Below are 18,270 nucleotides of genomic sequence, written 5' to 3'. Positions count from 1 at the left end.
TACACCCGCGTATCGTCGCGTCCCGACCGCACCGAGCACAGCAAAGGCCACCGTGTCGAAACTCGCCGTCCTGAGCCTGAAAAACCGCGCCCTCATCGCGCTGGTCACGATCGTCGCTGCCCTGTTCGGCAGCCTCGCGTTGACCAACCTGAAGCAGGAACTGATCCCGTCTATCGAGTTCCCGGCCCTCATCGTCGTCACGACCTACCCGGGAGCCTCCCCCGAAGTCGTCGCCAACGACGTGTCGACGCCGATCGAGACCGCCATCCAGGCCGTCCCCGGCCTCGAGTCGACGACCGCGACCAGCACGACCAACGCCTCGATCGTGCAGGCGTCGTTCACCTACGGCACCGACCTCGGCACTGCCGAGCAGAAGATCACGCAAGCGATCAACCGGATCTCGTCGCAGCTGCCCGAGAACGTCGAACCCAACGTGCTCTCGGCGAGCATCGACGACTTCCCCGTCATCCAGATCGCCGTCACGGGCTACGACGACCAGCAGACCATCCAGGCGACACTCGAGTCCGTCGCGATCCCCGAGCTCGAGGATGTCGACGGCGTCAACGCCGCGCAGATCGTCGGTGGCACCGGCCAGCGCGTCACGATCACGCCTGACCCGGCAGAGCTCGCCGCGACCGGCTACACGCAACAGGCGATCCGCGACGCTCTCGACCAGAACGGCGTGCTCTTCCCGGGCGGTCAGATCACCGAGAACGAGCAGACCCTCACGGTGCAGACCGGCTCGAAGATCACCTCCGTCGATGCGGTAGCGGCGCTACCGCTCGTTCCCACGGATGCCGAGCAGTTCCAGGCCGGAACGGTCACGATCGCCGACGTCGCCACCGTCGAGCAGGGCCAGGACCCCGTCGCGACGATCTCTCGCGTGAACGGCGAGCCGGCGGTGACGATCGCGATCACGAAGCTCCCGGCAGCCAACACCGTCGATGTCTCGCACGGCGTGCTCGACATCCTGCCCGACCTCGAGCAGCAGCTTGACGGAGTCACCCTCACCGTTGTCTTCGACCAGGCGCCCTACATCGAGCAGTCGATCGAGACTCTGGCCGTTGAAGGTGGATTCGGCCTGCTGTTCGCGGTGCTCGTCATCCTGCTCTTCCTGCTCTCGGTCCGCGCGACGCTCGTGACCGCGATCTCGATCCCGACGAGCGTGCTCATCACATTCATCGGGTTGCAGGCGTTCGGGTACTCGCTGAACATCCTGACACTCGGGGCCATCACAATCTCGATCGGCCGGGTCGTGGATGACTCGATCGTCGTGATCGAGAACATCAGGCGCCACTACGTGGGCAAGGCCGACAAGCTGACCTCGATCGTGCGGGCTGTCAAGGAAGTCGGGTCGGCGATCACGTCCTCGACCATCACGACGGTCGCCGTCTTCTTGCCCATCGCCTTCGTCGGCGACGTCACCGGAGAACTGTTCCGGCCGTTCGCGCTCACCGTGACGATCGCACTGCTCGCCTCGCTGCTGGTCGCGCTCACGATCGTGCCCGTGCTGGCCTACTGGTTCCTCAAGCCCGGCAAGCCGCTGCTCGATGAGGACGGGCGCGAGATCGACCCCGAGAACCCGGCAGCTCCTCTCGATCGGCTCCAGCGCGGTTACACCCCGATCCTGCGATGGACGCTACGGCACTCCTGGGTCACCCTCGGTCTTGCCGTGCTCGTTCTCGTCGGCACCATCGCCGCCGCGCCCCTGATGAAGACGAACTTCCTCGGTGATTCCGGGCAGAACACGTTCACGATGACCCAAGACATCGGTCCGGCGCCGAGTCTCGAAGCCGAATCCGCGGCCGCTGAGCCGGTCGAAGAGGCTCTGCTGGGCATCGAGGGCATCGAGACCGTGCAGGTCTCCATCGGCTCCAGCGGCAATGCGCTGCGCGATGCCTTCACCGGCGGCGGCAGCGGAATCACCTACTCCATCACGACCGAGGAAGGCGTCGACCAGGTAGCCCTTCGTCAGGAAGTACAGGACACCGTCGAGGCGATTCCCGATGTCGGTGAGATCACCGTGGCGGGAGGCAATGGCGGCTTCGGCTCGACCGACATCGAGGTAGACGTCACGGCTCCCGACGCGTCAACGCTGCAAGAGGCGACGGATGCCGTGGTCGCAAGCCTCAGCGACCTCGACGACGTCAGCCAGGTCACCAGCAACCTGTCAGCATCCCTGCCCTTCATCTCGGTCCGGGTCGACAGCGACAAGGCAGCGTCGCTCGGCCTGTCGGAAGTCGCTGTGGGCGCGATCGTGTCGAGCACCATGCAACCGCAGAACATCGGCAGCGTTGAGGTCGACGACACCTCGCTGACGGTTTACCTCGCCGCGAACGACCCGCCGACCACGATCGACGAACTGCGCAACCTGCAGGTGTTCACCGCCCAGGGGCCTGTGCCACTGTCGGATGTCGCAGTTGTCGAAGAGGCCCAGGGGCCGACCTCGATCACCACCGAAGGTGGCACGCGCACCGCGACAGTCACGGTCACGCCGGCTACCGACAACCTCTCGCAGGCGACGGCATCCGTCACGGAAGCGATTGACGCGGCTGACCTGCCCTCGGCCGCGCGCGCTAGCCTCGGCGGTGTCGCAACCGACCAGGCTGACGCTTTCAGCCAGCTGGGGCTCGCGCTGCTGGCGGCCATCCTGATCGTGTACGTCGTCATGGTCGCGACCTTCAAATCGCTGCGCCAGCCGCTGCTGCTCCTCATCTCGGTGCCGTTCGCGGCGACCGGAGCGATCCTCCTGCAGATCGTCACCGGCATCCCGCTGGGTGTCGCCTCGCTCATCGGTGTGCTGATGCTCATCGGCATCGTCGTCACGAACGCCATCGTTCTCGTCGATCTCGTCAACCAGTACCGCGAGAAGGGCCTGAGTGCCCACGATGCGACGATCGCCGGTGGTACGCGGCGTCTTCGCCCAATCCTGATGACCGCGCTGGCCACGATCCTCGCGCTCACTCCCATGGGACTCGGGATCACCGGCACGGGCGGATTCATTTCGCAGCCGCTCGCGATCGTCGTCATCGGCGGACTCATCTCGTCCACCGTCCTGACGCTGCTCGTCCTGCCGACGCTCTACAACCTCGTCGAGGGCGCGAAGGAGCGGCGGCAGGCAAAGCGCGCGGCGAGGCCGGGGCAAACGGATGCCGAGGGCGCACTCGCGCTCGCGGGGGTAGCGGGCGCTGCGGGCGGTGCTGGCGCGGGTGGTGCCGAGGACGTGCCGCTGACGCGCCGTGAGCTGCGCGAACGTGAAGCCTTGCGGACCGGCCAGATCCCGATCCAGGCGCCGGCGGAGCCCGACGAGGTGAGCGAGGCCGCGACCGACACACCTGAGACAGATGGCGTACCGACCTCGGCTGACTCGGATGCCGCGGAGGAGGCCGTCGACGGCGCTGAGCCCGCGTCCGGCGATGCTGACCGCTCAACTACTGACGTCGGCGAGGACAACGTGGATACTGTCGCTCCCGACGCCGGTGAGCCGGAAGCCGTCGAGGCCGAAGCCTCCGAGCCCGAAGCCGCCGACGCGGAGTCTGGTGAGCACGAGCCCGACGACAACGTGGCAGCCGATAGGCACACCGCAGAGTCCGAGGCTGCCGCCGACGGTGATGATGCGGCGTCCGCGGATGCCGAGCCAGCGTCGCCGGAGTCAGCCGACGGCGCTGAGCCGACCGATCCCGCCGCCGAGAACACGGACGACGACGAGAACGGTCGTCAGCCCGAGTAGGAGACTCCCCAGCTCACGGTCCAGGTCTCGCCCGGCGCCAGCCAGCGCAGACCTCGACCGGAGTTGAGGGCGTCCGGCACCGCGCTCATCGGTTCGATAGCGACAGCCAACTCGCGGTTCGGGTAGCGGTCGGTTGTGTACACCTGCACGTAGTCGAGGTCCGGGCCCTGCCAGATCGTGACGGTCCGGCCATCCGGCGCGCTGAGCCGATGGCGCAGCATCCCGTCGGCGTCGCGAGCGATGTCGGTGTAGCAGGTGTTGAGCGAGACATCCCCGAGGCGGGCACCGCTGCGCAGGTCGGATGCCGCATCCACCGGCACCTCGTCGATCGGGATCAGCGCGTCATCGAGCACGAGCATCTTCGCGCCCGGCGAGGTGAGCATCAGGTCGGCTGTCGGTACGTCGCCGAGCGTGAAGTACGGGTGGGTGCCGAGGGCTGCCGGTGCGGCATCCGTGCCGACGTTCTCGATGACGTGGGTCACCTCGATGCCGTCGGCAGTGAGCGCGTAGGTGACTGTCGTGTCGAGCTGGAACGGGTAGCCGCTCTGGGGAAAGACTGTGGCCGCGAGCGTGAGCCGGTCGCCGGACTGCTCGGCCACCGTGTACGGCATGAAGCGCAGCAGCCCGTGCGATGCGCCCCCGACCGACGGGTCGGTGATCCACAGCTGGTAGGTGGTGCCGTTGTGGCTCCACTTGCCATCGCGGACGCGGTTCGGCCACGGCACGAGCACGGTTCCGGATGCCGCGGGCGCCGGCATCCCCTGCGGGTACGGTGCGATGAGGTCTACGCCATCGACGGTGAGCCCGCGGATCGTCGCACCCACCTGGGTGAGGTGCGCGGTCACGCGACCGTCGGCACTCGAGAGGTGGAACTGCTCCCCGGTGGGGTCGTGGCGGATGTCGGGCATGGGTCCTCCTCGGCGGGCGTCGTGCCCATGCTAGAGGCCGTGGGTGATGCATCCGACCTTGCCTGCCGTGGTTGCCGCGGCGCGGGGGTTTCCCAGGGTGAGCCTGTACGCTGGATAGGTCGGCTCTGGACATTGCCATGTATGGCGAGTGGGTTTGTGAGTCCTTGGGGCCGATGGTGAGCGCCGATCGGCGTGCATGACCATCACATGAATGGCCCCCGGCCAAGAGAGTCCGGGCCTGTCGAGCGCGTCTCGACTGCTGTTCTCGTGCGAGAGAACCCAGGAAGAACACACCCATGCCCAAGAGCAAGAAGCCGGCCGGCGGCCGCGCAGCCAAGAACTTCGAACCGCGCTACGGCGAGAAGACCGCGTATCAGGACCGCAAGCGTCGCCCTGGCACGTCGTCGGCCGGAAAGCCCGGCAGCAAGAGCCCCAGCCACCGCGGCTACCGCCCCGAGACTGCAGAGTCGGACGCGGCGCCCAAGCGTCGCTGGACCGCGCAGGAGCGCGCAGGTCGCGATGAGGCCCGCGCCATCCGTACCCACGCCCGGGACGATCGTCCGCGCCGCGATGACCGTCCCGCACGCGATGACCGCCAGCGCTCCGGTGGCTATGGCCGCAGTTCGCGCGATGACCGTCCGCGTCGGGACGACCGTCCGTCGTACGGTGACCGTCCGCGTCGGGATGACCGCCCCTCGTATGGGGATCGCCCGCGTCGGGATGACCGCCCGTCCTACGGTGACCGTCCGCGTCGGGATGACCGCACCGGCTACTCGGATCGTCCCCGTCGTGACGACCGCCCCGCCTACGGCGACCGTCCGCAGCGTGAGGGTCAGGATCGTTACTCGGAGCGTCCGCGTCGGGATGACCGTGCGCAGCAGGACCGCTACTCCGATCGTCCGCGTCGGGACGATCGCCCCGCCTACGGTGAACGTCCGCGTCGGGATGACCGCGGTGGTTATGGCGACCGCGCGCGCCGCGACGACCGTCCGCAGCGCGAGAGCCAGGACCGCTACGGAGACCGTCCGCGTCGCGATGACCGACCCTCCTACGCAGACCGCCCCCGTCGTGACGACCGCGCCGGTTACGGGGATCGTCCACGTCGTGACGATCGTCCGCGTCGCGACGACCGTCCAAACCGCTCCGACTGGAACGCTCCGACGCGCACGGCTGCCCACGAAGAGCACGTGGATGTCGTCCACGAGCGTCTGCAGGCCGAGGCCGTTCAGGCTGACGCTGTCGAGGGCGTCGGTTTCGGTGACCTGGGGCTCGGCGAGAACATCGTCCGTGTGCTCGCCGAGCTGGGGGCGGCATCGCCGTTCCCGATCCAGGCTGCGACCATCGCTCCGATCCTCGAGGGACGCGACGTGCTAGCCCGCGGCCGCACCGGCTCGGGCAAGACCATCGCCTTTGGCGCCCCGCTCGTGGAGAGCATTCTGCGTTCGCAGGCAGGAAGCCGTCGTGAGTTCGGTCGCTCTCCCAAGGCTCTGGTTCTCGCTCCCACGCGTGAGCTCGCGCTGCAGATCGACCGGACGATCCAGCCGATCGCCCGCAGCGTCGGCCTGTTCACGACGCAGATCTACGGTGGCGTGCCGCAGGCGCGCCAGGTCGGTGCCCTCAAGAAGGGCGTCGACGTCATCGTCGGCACGCCGGGCCGCATCGAAGACCTCGTCGAACAGGGCAAACTCGACCTCTCCGAGGTTCGGATCGCGGTCCTGGATGAAGCCGACCACATGTGCGAGCTGGGCTTCCTCGAGCCGGTGCAGCGTATCCTGCGCCTCACCGCGGACGGCAGTCAGAAGCTGCTGTTCTCGGCGACGCTCGACCGTGAAGTTGCCGCGCTCGTCGACGAGTTCCTCGTCGAGCCCGCCGTCTACGAGGTTGCTGGCGAGGACCAGGATTCGAGCACCATCGAGCACCGTGTTCTCGTGATCGACCACCGCGACAAGGCAGAGATCCTGACCTCGCTCGTCGACCGCGACGGCAAGACCCTCGTGTTCGCCCGCACGCGTGCGTACGCCGAGATGCTCGCGGAGCAGTTCGACGACGCCGGCATCCCGTCCCTCGCGCTGCACGGGGACCTGAACCAGGCCAAGCGCACGCGGAACCTCGAGAAGCTGACCTCGGGGCGGGTGCGGGTGCTCGTCGCCACGGATGTCGCCGCGCGCGGCATCCACGTCGATGACATCGACCTGGTAGTTCAGGCCGATGCTCCCGACGAGTACAAGACGTACCTGCACCGCTCGGGTCGCACAGGGCGGGCCGGTCGTGAGGGCCGCGTTGTGACGCTCATCACGCGTCAGCGTCGTCGCCGGATGACCGAGATGCTCGACCGCGCCGAGATCGACGCGCCGTTCGAGGACGCGCGCATCGGCGACGACCTGCTCGAGGAGATCGCGGGCCGTCAGCTCGCCGACGTCGACGCCTGACGCGCCGCACCACTCCCGGCACTCCCGCGCCTCTGGCACCCTGCGCTAGGTAGGAAATATCTCCGAGGTAGGACGAATCCCCACCGGATCGTCCTACCTCGGGTATTTGTCCTACGTCGAAGAGGAGTCGTCAGCGGCGTCAGAACAGCATGGCGGCGGCGTCAGCCCGCCTGCCGCGCGAGGTCGTGACGACGGATGCCGCCGCGCGGCGCGCAGCCAGACCGGGGACCGGCTCGCGTGGGGGAGCTTCTTCTTCGGCGTGGCCGGTCAGTCCGTGCACCCGCAGCAGCGGACGGACGCGCTTGGCCAGCCATTGCCGGTAGGCCTTCGGCGCGTAGGCGGAAGCGCCCGGATAGAGTCCGCGATACGAGCCGACCAACTCCGGATGCTCCCGCTCAAGCCATTGCCAGAACCACTGCTTCGCCCCCGGCCGCAGGTGCAGCGCGCCGAAGACCACCCGGTGTGCACCGGCTGCGCGGATGCGCCCCAGTGCGTCATCGAGCGTGGCGATCGAATCCGTGAGGTGGGGGAGGATCGGCATCAGGAACACAGTGACGCGGAATCCGGCATCCGTCGCTGCGCGGACGGTCTCGAGCCGCGCCGCGGCGCTCGGGGTCCCCGGCTCGAGGGTGCGCTGTAGTGCATCGTCGAAGACGGCGATCGACATCGCGAGCGAGATGTCGACCTCACGGGAGGCTTCCGTCAGAAGCGGAAGATCGCGGCGCAGCAGCGTGCCCTTCGTGAGGATCGAGAACGGGGTACCGGCATCCGTCAGCGCCTGAATGATCCCGGGCATGAGTCGGTACCGTCCCTCGGCCCGCTGATAGGGGTCGGTGTTCGTGCCGAGCATGACTGGGTCGCCCGTCCAGGAGGGTCGCGCGAGTTCCGTGCGCAGCACGTCGGCGACGTTGACCTTCACGACGATCTGCGAATCGAAGTCGCGCCCGGCGTCCAGCTCGAGATACTCGTGCGTGCCTCGGGCGAAACAGTTGTGACTGATGACGCCGTTCGCGATGAAATCACCGGTGCCGGTCGTGATGTCGACCATGTCGATGCTGTGCCCGAGGTCTTCGATTCCGACGACGCGGAGGTCACTCGATGTCTTCACCGCACCGTCGACGATCGAGAGCTTTCTCGTGATCGCGGGCCGTGAGATCTCGAAGAAACGCATTCGCGAAGCCAGCCCGCCCGTGACCCGGATAGCGCTCACCCCGTTCGGCCGCGGCCCCTCGGTGACGGCAGGGATATCAAAGCACGCAAGTGCCTCGCGGACCGTACCGAGCACGTCCTCGTTCTTGTTGCTGATTCTCAGCACACCCCGCGAACAGGAGCCTTCGGCGTCGAAGATCCCGCCCAGGTATCCGGCCAGCCATTCCTCGCTCGGGTCTGTAGGTCGCTGGATAAGGGCCTCAATTGCGGCCACCGCCTCTTTGCGTGCTGTATGGATAGCGAGCATGGCGCGCCGCTGCTCGGTTGCGGCTGTAAACGGCCTGACGTTGGTGGGGATTCCCTCGAGCGCCAATAGCGCCTGGGTGCGTTCGAGAGCCTCCGTGTCCGCGAGAGCGAGCCGAAAGGCGTGAATCGCGCCGGTGCGACCCCCACGCGGGTATGTCTTGTGCAGAATCATCCCGTCGCCCTTAATCATCCCCGCAAGGTAGCCCAGCCGCCACCATCTGTCGGTGGCGTCGTGCCCTGTGACTCTCGCCGCTCCAATCCCGAAACCCATCAGCCGGTTGTTAAAAGTTAGGTAGGGACGCTGCTCCGGTCCACTCATCGCTCCCGTCACGTGCTTCCAGCCTCGCTCGGTCAAGAAGCGGTGATCGGCGCTTGCGACGAGCTCTGTCCCATCGGCGAGGGTCACGCGGTGTGCGCGTCGGACCGTCGCCCACTTCGCGCGCACCGTTGTGGCAACGTACCGGCGGTACTCTCCGCGGCGTTCGGTGCCGATGATCGATTCTCCGACTCGAAGATCGCCGAGGGCGCGGGTGCGGCCGTCGGCGAGCAGGATCATGGTTTCCGGAGCTAGGCAGTACGAGCAGGCATGACTGCATCCCCGGTAGGGGTTCACTGTCCAGTCGAACGGCATCCCCGAGGCGCCGGGCACGTGGTTGAGGGCGCTCTTGGCGACGACCTCGTGAAAGGTCATCCCCGCGAACTCGGGTGTCGTGACCGAGCGGACGAAGCCGCCGAGGTGCTCCATTCCGGGCAGCGCGTTGCCATCGCTCGCGCCGATCGTCTGCCCGTTCCATCGCATGCGCACAGTCGAACAAAAATACGATCAACTGTCAACCCGCGGGTCAGATCAGCCGAACTGGATGCCGAACCTGGAGGCATCCTACAAACGCGAGACGCAGTACCGCCCGACGTGAACCGCAATCCCACACGGGGTTCGAAGCCGCACCGGCATGCGGGCATAGAATCGCGTCGGCGACGGGGCCGATCCGCCGATTCCGGGAGGCCCGCGCCATCGATGTGGAAGGAAGGGCTCACATGGAGCGCGAGATCTACGACGAAGACCACGAGGCGTTCCGCGACGTCGTCAAGGAGTTCGTCAAGCGTTACGTCACGAACGAGGCGATTGCCCGGTGGGATGCCGAAGGCGAGATCGACCGCGAGACGATGAAGGCCGCCGGTGAGTCCGGGCTTATCGGCCTGTCGGTGCCGGAGGAGTTCGGCGGCGCCGGGATGCTGCAGGACTACCGTTTCCGCGCGATCGTCATGGAGGAGGTCATCGCGGCAGGCTCGGGATCGCTGGCTGGTGCTTTCGGCATCCAGGATGACCTGGCCGTTCCCTACCTTGTGCACATGGGTACCCAGGAGCAGAAGGAGAAGTGGCTCCCTGGTATGGCCACCGGCGAGGTGATCGGTGCGCTCGCCATGACCGAGCCCGGCGCAGGAAGCGACCTTCGCGGCATCAAGACGACCGCGAAGAAGGTCGACGGCGGCTACGTCGTCAACGGCGCGAAGACCTTCATCTCCAGCGGCAAGACCGCCGACCTGGTGGTCACCTTCGTCAAGACCGGCGAGGGCAACCGCCCGGATGCCTTCAGCCTGCTGCTCATCGAGAACGGTATGGAAGGCTTCGACCACGGCAAGAAGCTGCACAAGATGGGCTTCCACGGCCACGACACCGCCGAGCTTTCGTTCAGCGACGTCTTCGTTCCCGAGGAGAACCTCATCAGCGGCCGCGAGGGCATGGGCTTCGTGCAGCTCATGATGAACCTGCCCCTCGAGCGCATGTCGATCGGTGTCGCGGGTGCCGCCGCGGCTCAGGCGGCCCTGGACTGGACCTTGGCCTACACGAAGGACCGCGAGGCCTTCGGGGAGCGGATCGCTGACTTCCAGAACACCCGATTCCGGCTTGCCGACATGGCTGCCGACGTCGAGGCGCTGTGGGCATATACCGATCGGGTTATGCGCGCGTACGCCGACAAGAAGCTCTCGGCCGAGGAGGCCGCGAAGTACAAGTTCTGGGCGACCGAGCGAGAGTGGGCGGTCCTTGACCTCGGGGTCCAGCTGCACGGCGGGTACGGCTACATCACGGAGTACCCGATCGCGCGCGCGTTCCTCGACGCTCGCGTCCACCGCATTTACGGCGGTACCAACGAGATCATGCGCGAGATCGTCGGGCGTGACCTCGCTGGCAAGCGCTGATCACACCTGCGACAGGATGCCGCGACACCGCCCTCTCAGGAGGCGCGGGTCGCGGCATCCGTCGTTCGGGGTGCCTTGGCGCGGGACAACTCGGCTGGGTGAAGGACAACTCGGCTGGGTGAGGGACAACTCGGCTGGGCGAGGGACAACTCGGCTGGGGGCTAGGAGAGTGTCCAGGGGAAGAAGAGGGCGAAGAGGGCGGCGGAGGCTAGCCAGAAAGCGGCGATGAAGACGACGTCGCGGGCGCGGAACGGCACGAGGTGTCGCTCGGTGCGATCGGGGTAGGCGCCGAAGGCGCGGGAGTCCATCGCGAGGGCCACCCGCTCGGCATGACGGATCGCGCCGGCAAGCAGCGGCACGAGATAGCTGGCCCAGCGGCGCAGACTCGCGATCGGTCCGCGCCCGCGGTGCGCGCCGCGCACGCGGTGGGCCTGCCGGATGATTTCAAGCTCGTGACCGAACCGGGGCACGAAGCGGAACGCGGCCAGGGCTGTATACCCGATCCGGTACGGGACGCGCAGCTGCTGCACGCAGGCCCGCACGAGATCGGGACCGGTCGTGCTGAGGCCCGGGATGAGCGAGAGCGCGAGGATCGCAGCGAGCCGCAACCCCGTTGCGAGTCCGATCTCGAGAGCGCCGCTGTAGAGGGTCCATGCCCCGATCTGCAGCACGGGCGGGGTGTCGGCGACGAGTGCGGCATCCGTCCAGAGCGCGAAGCCGAAGCCCAACACCGCTATGGCGCCGGGTATCGCCAGTGCGAGAAGGACGGCGGCTCGGATGCTGAGACTCACGCCGACGAGCAGCACGAGGTACGACAGCGCGAGAAACGCCACCGGTGTCGCAAGATCGCGCACGAATACGAGCAGCACGAGCGCCGGAAGGACCGCTGCCATCTTCGCAAGCGGGTTCAGCCCGTAGAGGAAGCGCACCGCAGAGGTGCGCCGCACGGCGGCGTACGGGTCATCGGCAACGGATGCCGGGAGCATTGTCGGCGCCGTCGTCACGACCCACCCCCGGGAAGGTCACCAACGCGGGTGACCGTTCGCAGTTCCGGGTGCGTGGCGAGCGGGGCGAGGGCGCGCGCGAGCGGCGGGACCCGCAGGCCCGCGCGGGCGATGAGCTCGGCATCCGCGAACACCTCGCCCGGCGCTCCGCAGGCCGTGAGGCGTCCCGACTCCATCACCGCCACGCGGTCGGCGTACTCGGCGACCAGCTGCATGTCGTGGGTGACGACGATGATGGTCGTGCCCTCACGGTTGAGGTCGCGCAGCAGACCGAGAAGTTCGTCTGCTCGGGCGCGATCTTGTCCGAACGTCGGCTCGTCGAGGACGAGCACGCGAGCGCCGGCGACAAGGGCGGTTCCGACCGAGAGGCGCCGCTTCTGGCCCCCCGAGAGCAGGAACGGATGAACGTGCGCGCGCCCGCGCAGCCCGAAGCGGTCGAGAAGATCGAGGGTGCGCCGCTCGATTTCCGCCTCGTCGAGGTGCTGGCGTCGCAGGCCGTGCGCGATCTCGTCGAACACTGACGCCGCGATGAACTGATGCTCGGGGTTCTGGAACACAAACCCGACGTGCGTAGACAGAGCCCGGTCATCCAGGCGGGCAACATCGAGGCCGTCGATCCGGACGGTGCCCCGGGGCGGCGTGAGCACCCCGGCCAGAGCCTGGATCAGCGTCGTCTTACCCGCCCCGTTCGCACCGACGATAGCGAGGAAATCGCCGTCGCGAACCTCGAGCGAGACATCCGTCAGAACTTCCGTCTTCTTGCGGCGCAGCGTGAGTCCGCGCACCTCGATGCGCGTGCCGGATGCCGACACCCGTGTCTCGGTCGCCGCACCCGCACCCGCCCCCGCCTCGCGTGTAGCGGCAGGAGCGGACTGACGATCGAGTGCCGCGCGCAGTTCGTCGGGACTGATCGGCAGCGTGTCGAAGCGGTACCCGGCCTCCCGCAGGCGCAGAGCCGCGAGCGTCGAGGTCGGCAGCCACACGCCGAGGTCGTGCAGTTCGGCCGCGCGCCCCCGCAGGATCTCGTCAACCGCCCCATCGGCGATCACGACGCCCGCGGCATCCAGCACGACGACGCGGTTCACGAACGGGGCGGCGGCGTCGAGGTTGTGCTCGATGAGCACGATCCCCTTGTCGCCGGATGCCGCGAGCTCGTCCAGGGCGGCATAGACGTCATCGATCCCGCGGGGATCGAGGTTTGCCGTCGGTTCGTCGAGCACGAGAAGGGGCGAACCCATGGCCAAGGCGCACGCGATCGCGAGCCGCTGCCGACCGCCTCCGGAGAGGCGATCCGGGTTCTCTGACCGCCGTTCCCACAGCCCGACCCGACGCAGCGCGCTCTCGGCGCGGGCGAGCACCTCGGCTGCCGGCAGACGTAGGTTCTCGGGCCCGAACGCGACCTCGTCGAGCAACGTGCCAGTGACAAGTTGCGCGTCGGGGTCCTGGAACACGATCCCCACCTGGGTCGACAGCTGCGCGACGGAGTGCGTCGCGGCATCCATCCCGGCTACCTCGACGCGGCCCGTCAACGCGGCGGGAACGGCGTGCGGGATGAGCCCGTTCATGGCGAGGGAGAGCGTCGACTTGCCCGAACCGCTCGGCCCGAGAAGCAGCACGACGTCGCCGCGCGATACCTCGAACGACACGGATGCCGGGGTCGCGGCATCCTCACCCTCGTGTGTGATCCCGACCTCGCGCAGCTGCAGCAGCCGCGCGTGTTCCCTGCCGTGGGTCGGCTTCGGTGTCGCCGTCTCGCCGGGAGCGGGGGCGACGGAGGCCGAGCGTGCGGCGGAGTCGGGGGGAGCGGTCACGGGTCCTCGTCGGAAGGGAAGTACGCCCTAACTTAGCCGAACCTAACTCCACGCGCCCCGAGATTCCGGTTTCGCGAGGAAGCCGCGTGGAGCGTCACGCGCGCCGCGCGACGCCAGCGCGCCGCAGCGAGACGCCGATTCCCAGACCCGCAGCAGTCCACGCGACGGGGCCGAGCACGGCCACGATGAGGTAGATGATCTGGGCCAGCAGCGGAAGGGAGGCGAGGTCGGCGGCGAAGGCGACGACGACAGCGACCAGGATGCCGATGACGACGGCCGAGATGAAGAACCGCCAGGCATCCCACACCCGGTAGCGGGTGAGGGCGGCAACGAGCTCCTGGATGCCGCCGAAGAGGATCGCGGTGCCGAGGAACCGCAGCGCCCACTGGGGAGCCATGGCGCTGGCCACCAGGGCCGCGAACACGTGGCTGAGGAGCGCGACCCAGGGCAGACGGATGACCTCCTGCGCGATGATCCCCGGCAGCACGTGTGCGCCGAGAACGAATCCGTAGAAGATCGGTGCGATCCCGAGCACGAACGGCGTGACCCAGCCCGCAATACCCGCGAGGAGCCCCGTCGCGACGCCGATGGCGGCGGTCGTGAGGAGCACACGCGTCGTCAGGACGGAGGATCGGGCCACCGTATCAGCGTACTGCCGCGTCCGGGACCAAAGTCGGTCTCAGAGACGTCTGCGCCGTCGGGTCAGTCGCACTCCGGGCAGCGGCGGGGCGGGGATGCGCTCCGGGCCGTGGTCGATGACGTGACCGAATCGGGCAGCCGCGTTCTCCCAGTCCTCGCGGGCGGCGACGATCTCGTCGTGTGAGCGTCCGACGAAGTTCCACCACATCACGATCTCGTCCGGGAACGGTTCGCCCCCGAGTAGGAAGATCCGCGCGCCCCCGGTGGATCGCAGGGTGATCGCGTCGCGGTGTGTGCCGAGGTAGAGCAGGTGGTTCGTATCTAGTTCGGCGGTGTCGTGCGCCTGCCCGCCGGGTGCGCCGCTGACTGTCACGTCGCCATCGATCAGCAGCAGCGCGTGCTCCCACGCCTGTTCGAGCGGCACGAGCACGTCAGCTCCCGGCGTCAGCTCCAGTTCGGCACCGACGATCGGGGTGTGTGCGGTGGCCGGTGAGGACGCGTCGCCGAGTGTTCCGAGCACGACGGTAGCCTGCGCGCTCCCCGAGGCGGCTGGCAGGTCGAGCACCGGAAGATCCGCGTGCTGTTCGAAGGATGCCTCCCCGAACCGGGTTGCGTCGGGAAGAGCCACCCACAGCTGCAGGGCGTCGAGGTCGACATCCGTCTCGCCTACCGAGTATTCGGAGTGGGAGATCCCGGCGCCCGCCGTCATGAGGTTGAGCACCCCTCGACGCACGATCACGTCGCTGCCGACCGAGTCGCGGTGGCGCACCTCGCCGTTGATGGGCCACGTCACGGTCTGCAGGCCGATGTGCGGGTGCGGCTCGACGCGCATGGTGGTTCGCTGCGGCCCGAACCGGTCGAGAAAGCACCATGCCCCGACAAGGGGCAGGTCGCGCTGCGGGAGTGCCCGGGAAACCTGCATCGCGCGCAGTCCCCCGAGCGGCACATCCCGCATCTCGAGGTTCAGCAGGCGGGGTCCGTCGCAGTCGGCTGCACCCTCTTCGGCGACCGCTGCGTCGGAATCGAGGCGGGTCATTCCTGGGGCGCTGACCCGTGGGGCCACGCGATGTCGAGCCCGTTCACCTCGTGCTTCTGCAGGTAGCGCACCACGAACGAGCACTCCGGCACGACGGTCTCGCCGCGGGAGGCGACATCCGCCATGGCCTCCCCGATGAGTTCGGTTCCGAACCCGCGGCCCGAGAAGGCCGGATCGATCTCGGTGTGGGGAAAGACGAGGCGGCCCTGCTCGTCGGCGACGAATTCGGTGAAGCCGGCGAGAGCTCCGTCGAGGCTGATCTCGTATCGTCCCTTGGCGTCGTTGCGCACGACCTCGGGGGTCACATCCGTGTCGGTCATCAGCTGTCCTTTCGTTGCTTCCTCCCAACGTACGTGGCGGCCTCGGTGTTCCGCGAGGGTTGGCTTCTCGGGCATCGCTGCACTCCCGTCAGGCAGACTCGGGTGGTGACTCCTTCACCGACGCTCGCCGACGCGGTGACAGACGCCGCCCCGGATGCCGTCTATGACACGTTCGTTGCCTGGGCCGAGGGGCGCGGCATCCGTCTCTACCCCGCGCAAGACGAGGCTGCCATCGAGCTGGTCTCGGGTTCGCACGTGGTGCTGTCGACCCCGACCGGCACCGGCAAGTCGCTCGTCGCGATCGCTGCCCACACCGCGTCCCTGGCTCGCGGCGGCCGTTCGTATTACACCGCGCCGATCAAAGCGCTCGTGGCCGAGAAGTTCTTCGCGCTCGTCGAGATCTTCGGTGCCGAGAACGTGGGAATGGTCACCGGCGACTCGTCCGTCAACGCAGACGCACCGATCGTCTGCTGCACCGCTGAGATCCTCGCGAACGTCGCCCTGCGGCAGGGCACGGATGCCGACATCGACGCCGTCGTGATGGACGAGTTCCACTACTACAGCGACCCCGAGCGCGGCTGGGCGTGGCAGGTGCCGCTGCTGCTTCTTCCGCGCGTGCAGTTCCTGCTCATGTCGGCGACCCTCGGCGATGTCACCCCGATCGTGTCCGACCTCGAGCGCCGCACGGGACGCGAGGTGGCGCAGATCACCGGCGTCGAGCGCCCCGTGCCGCTGCACTTCTCGTATGAGCGGCGCCCGGTCCACGACGTCGTCGAGCGGTTGCTGGAGGAGGCCGAGACTCCGATCTACATCGTCCACTTCTCGCAGGCCGCGGCCCTCGAGCGGGCCCAGGCGCTCATCAACACCAAGATCGCCTCGCGCGAGCAGCGCGATCAGATCGCTGCCGAGATCGGCGGGTTCCGGTTCACGACGGGGTTCGGCAAGACGCTTTCGCGCCTGGTGCGCGCCGGCATCGGCATCCATCACGCCGGGATGCTGCCGCGCTACCGGCGCCTCGTCGAAACCCTCGCCCAGCGGGGCCTGCTCAAGGTCATCTGCGGCACCGACACCCTCGGCGTCGGGATCAACGTGCCCATCCGCACGGTGCTCATCACGGCGCTCACGAAGTTCGACGGCACCCGGATGCGGCAGCTCAGCGCCCGTGAGTTCCATCAGGTCGCAGGTCGCGCGGGCCGGGCCGGATTCGATCCCTACGGCAACGTCGTCGTGATGGCGCCGGAGTGGGAGATCGAGAACGCGGTGGCCCTCGCCAAGGCGGGCGACGACGCTGCCAAGCGCAAGAAGATCGTGCGCAAGAAGGCCCCGACCGGCCAGGTGAACTGGGGCGAGGGCTCGTTCGAGCGGCTGGTCGCCGCCGAACCCGAGCCGCTCACCCCGCATCTGCAGCTGACCGCCGCGATGCTCATCAACGTCATTGGCCGCGGCGGAGACGTCTTCGGGAACGTCCGCTCTCTCGTGTTCGACAACCACGAACCCCGCGCCCGGCAGTACGAGCTCGCGCGCCGCGCGCTTGCGATCTTCCGCACGCTGCGGACGGCAGGGATCGTGGATGTCGACGCTGACGGCATCCGTCTCACCGTCGATCTGCAGCCGAACTTCGCCCTCAACCAGCCGCTCTCCCCCTTCGCGCTCGCTGCGATCTCCCTTCTCGACCCCGACGCGAGCGCCCTGGCGACCCCTTCCGTCCCCACGAACTCCGCAGAATCGCACGAACTCCGCAGTCCTGAGCCAGAATCCTCCGAACCTGGCGCGAATCTGCGAACGTCGGGTGCCACGACCACGACTGGCACTGGCCACTACGCGCTGGATGTCGTGAGCGTGATCGAGGCGACGCTGGATGACCCCCGCGCGATCCTCTCGCAGCAGGAGTTCCGCGCGCGGGGTGAAGCGGTGGCGGCCATGAAGCGCGACGGGCTCGAGTACGACGAACGGATGGCGCTGCTCGAAGAGATCACCTACCCGAAGCCGCTGGCAGAGCTGCTTGCCCAGTCGTTCGCGGTCTTCGCGTCGAGCCAGCCGTGGGTGCTCGATTTCGAGCTCTCGCCGAAGTCAGTCGTGCGAGACATGTACGAGCGGGCGATGTCGTTCGGGGAGTTCGTCTCGTTCTACCAGCTCGCCCGCAGCGAAGGCCTGGTGCTGCGCTACCTCTCGGATGCCTACCGTGCCGTCCGCCAGACCGTGCCGGCCGAGGCGCACACTGACGACCTGCTCGATCTCATCGAGTGGCTCGGCGAGCTGGTCAGGCAGGTTGACTCGTCGCTCGTGGACGAGTGGTCGGCGCTGATCGATCCGGCGGCCGACCCCGAAGCGCCGGTCGTGCCACCCGCGCCGCCGTCCGTGCTCACGAACCGTCGCGCGTTCACGGTGCTCGTGCGCAACGAACTGTTCCGCCGGGTGCAGCTCGCGGCCCTCCAAGACGACGACGCGCTGGCAGAACTCGATCCAGGCGTCGACTGGTCGGCGGCGATGGATCGGTACTACGACGAGCACGACGAGATCCTCACGGGCGGTCCCGCGCGCTCGCCGCAGCTCTGCGTCATCGATACGACGGATGCCGACACCTGGCGGGTCGAGCAGATCATCGACGACCCCGCCGGAGACCATGACTGGCGCATCCGTGCCGAGGTGGACCTTGCGGCATCCGTCGAGGAGGGAACCGCTGTCGTTCGCGTCACTGAGGTCGTGCGGCTGTGAGCGGCGACGGTGCTGGCCGTGGCA

11 protein-coding genes are annotated in these 18,270 nt (G+C 67.9%); 4 read left to right on the top strand and 7 right to left on the bottom strand.

Annotation, left to right across the window (positions count from 1 at the left end):
* The first annotated feature begins 52 nt into the window (after positions 1–52).
* Positions 53–3,730, top strand: a complete 3,678-nt coding sequence (locus LL236_RS13525; RefSeq protein ID WP_228179354.1) for an efflux RND transporter permease subunit — start codon at positions 53–55, stop codon at positions 3,728–3,730.
* Here LL236_RS13525 and LL236_RS13520 read toward each other — a convergent pair.
* Positions 3,718–4,638 (bottom strand): aldose 1-epimerase family protein, encoded by a 921-nt coding sequence (locus LL236_RS13520; protein WP_228179353.1) that lies wholly within the window; start codon positions 4,636–4,638, stop codon positions 3,718–3,720. The genes LL236_RS13525 and LL236_RS13520 overlap by 13 nt on opposite strands.
* A gap of 296 nt (positions 4,639–4,934) precedes the next feature.
* On the opposite strand from LL236_RS13520, the gene LL236_RS13515 reads away from it, so the two are divergent.
* Positions 4,935–7,067 carry a DEAD/DEAH box helicase gene (locus LL236_RS13515; RefSeq protein ID WP_228179352.1) on the top strand — a complete coding sequence of 711 codons (2,133 nt, stop codon included), beginning with the start codon at positions 4,935–4,937 and terminating at the stop codon, positions 7,065–7,067.
* 139 nt (positions 7,068–7,206) lie between these two features.
* Here LL236_RS13515 and LL236_RS13510 read toward each other — a convergent pair whose 3' ends face one another.
* Positions 7,207–9,321 carry an intein-containing Rv2578c family radical SAM protein gene (locus LL236_RS13510; RefSeq protein ID WP_228179351.1) on the bottom strand — a complete coding sequence of 705 codons (2,115 nt, stop codon included), beginning with the start codon at positions 9,319–9,321 and terminating at the stop codon, positions 7,207–7,209.
* A 236-nt stretch (positions 9,322–9,557) separates the two neighbouring features.
* Between LL236_RS13510 and LL236_RS13505 the strand changes: the two genes are divergently transcribed.
* Positions 9,558–10,721 (top strand): acyl-CoA dehydrogenase family protein, encoded by a 1,164-nt coding sequence (locus LL236_RS13505; RefSeq protein ID WP_228179350.1) that lies wholly within the window; start codon positions 9,558–9,560, stop codon positions 10,719–10,721.
* Between the two features lie 161 nt (positions 10,722–10,882).
* Here LL236_RS13505 and LL236_RS13500 read toward each other — a convergent pair whose 3' ends face one another.
* The 5 genes from LL236_RS13500 to LL236_RS13480 form a co-directional block, all read right to left on the bottom strand.
* Positions 10,883–11,707 carry an energy-coupling factor transporter transmembrane component T gene (locus tag LL236_RS13500; protein ID WP_228179393.1) on the bottom strand — a complete coding sequence of 275 codons (825 nt, stop codon included), beginning with the start codon at positions 11,705–11,707 and terminating at the stop codon, positions 10,883–10,885.
* 14 nt (positions 11,708–11,721) lie between these two features.
* Positions 11,722–13,434 carry an ABC transporter ATP-binding protein gene (locus LL236_RS13495; RefSeq protein ID WP_267189877.1) on the bottom strand — a complete coding sequence of 571 codons (1,713 nt, stop codon included), beginning with the start codon at positions 13,432–13,434 and terminating at the stop codon, positions 11,722–11,724.
* A gap of 196 nt (positions 13,435–13,630) precedes the next feature.
* Positions 13,631–14,176 (bottom strand): ECF transporter S component, encoded by a 546-nt coding sequence (locus tag LL236_RS13490; protein ID WP_228179348.1) that lies wholly within the window; start codon positions 14,174–14,176, stop codon positions 13,631–13,633.
* A gap of 39 nt (positions 14,177–14,215) precedes the next feature.
* Positions 14,216–15,211, bottom strand: coding sequence for a pirin family protein (locus tag LL236_RS13485; protein WP_228179347.1), 996 nt, complete (start codon positions 15,209–15,211; stop codon positions 14,216–14,218).
* Positions 15,208–15,531 (bottom strand): GNAT family N-acetyltransferase, encoded by a 324-nt coding sequence (locus tag LL236_RS13480; protein ID WP_228179346.1) that lies wholly within the window; start codon positions 15,529–15,531, stop codon positions 15,208–15,210. The genes LL236_RS13485 and LL236_RS13480 overlap by 4 nt, the downstream gene beginning before the upstream one ends.
* A gap of 105 nt (positions 15,532–15,636) precedes the next feature.
* Here LL236_RS13480 and LL236_RS13475 point away from each other — a divergent pair, with 105 nt between their 5' ends.
* On the top strand, positions 15,637–18,246 hold the full coding sequence (locus LL236_RS13475; RefSeq protein ID WP_228179345.1) for a DEAD/DEAH box helicase: 2,610 nt from the start codon (positions 15,637–15,639) through the stop codon (positions 18,244–18,246).
* Positions 18,247–18,270 lie beyond the last annotated feature (24 nt).

The sequence above is a fragment of the Microbacterium schleiferi genome (assembly GCF_020781975.1).
Lineage (GTDB): Bacteria > Actinomycetota > Actinomycetes > Actinomycetales > Microbacteriaceae > Microbacterium.
Note: the sequence above shows the minus strand (reverse complement) of the source record. Positions and strands in the feature narration are given on the sequence as shown.

Excerpts from the sequence above, each read along its gene's own strand:
- LL236_RS13500 (WP_228179393.1), bottom strand. The coding sequence starts at position 11,707 with ATGCTCCCGGCATCCGTTGCCGATGACCCGTACGCCGCCGTGCGGCGC.
- LL236_RS13480 (WP_228179346.1), bottom strand. The coding sequence starts at position 15,531 with ATGACCGACACGGATGTGACCCCCGAGGTCGTGCGCAACGACGCCAAG.
- LL236_RS13510 (WP_228179351.1), bottom strand. The coding sequence starts at position 9,321 with ATGCGATGGAACGGGCAGACGATCGGCGCGAGCGATGGCAACGCGCTG.
- LL236_RS13485 (WP_228179347.1), bottom strand. The coding sequence starts at position 15,211 with ATGACCCGCCTCGATTCCGACGCAGCGGTCGCCGAAGAGGGTGCAGCC.
- LL236_RS13520 (WP_228179353.1), bottom strand. The coding sequence starts at position 4,638 with ATGCCCGACATCCGCCACGACCCCACCGGGGAGCAGTTCCACCTCTCG.
- LL236_RS13515 (WP_228179352.1), top strand. The coding sequence starts at position 4,935 with ATGCCCAAGAGCAAGAAGCCGGCCGGCGGCCGCGCAGCCAAGAACTTC.
- LL236_RS13505 (WP_228179350.1), top strand. The coding sequence starts at position 9,558 with ATGGAGCGCGAGATCTACGACGAAGACCACGAGGCGTTCCGCGACGTC.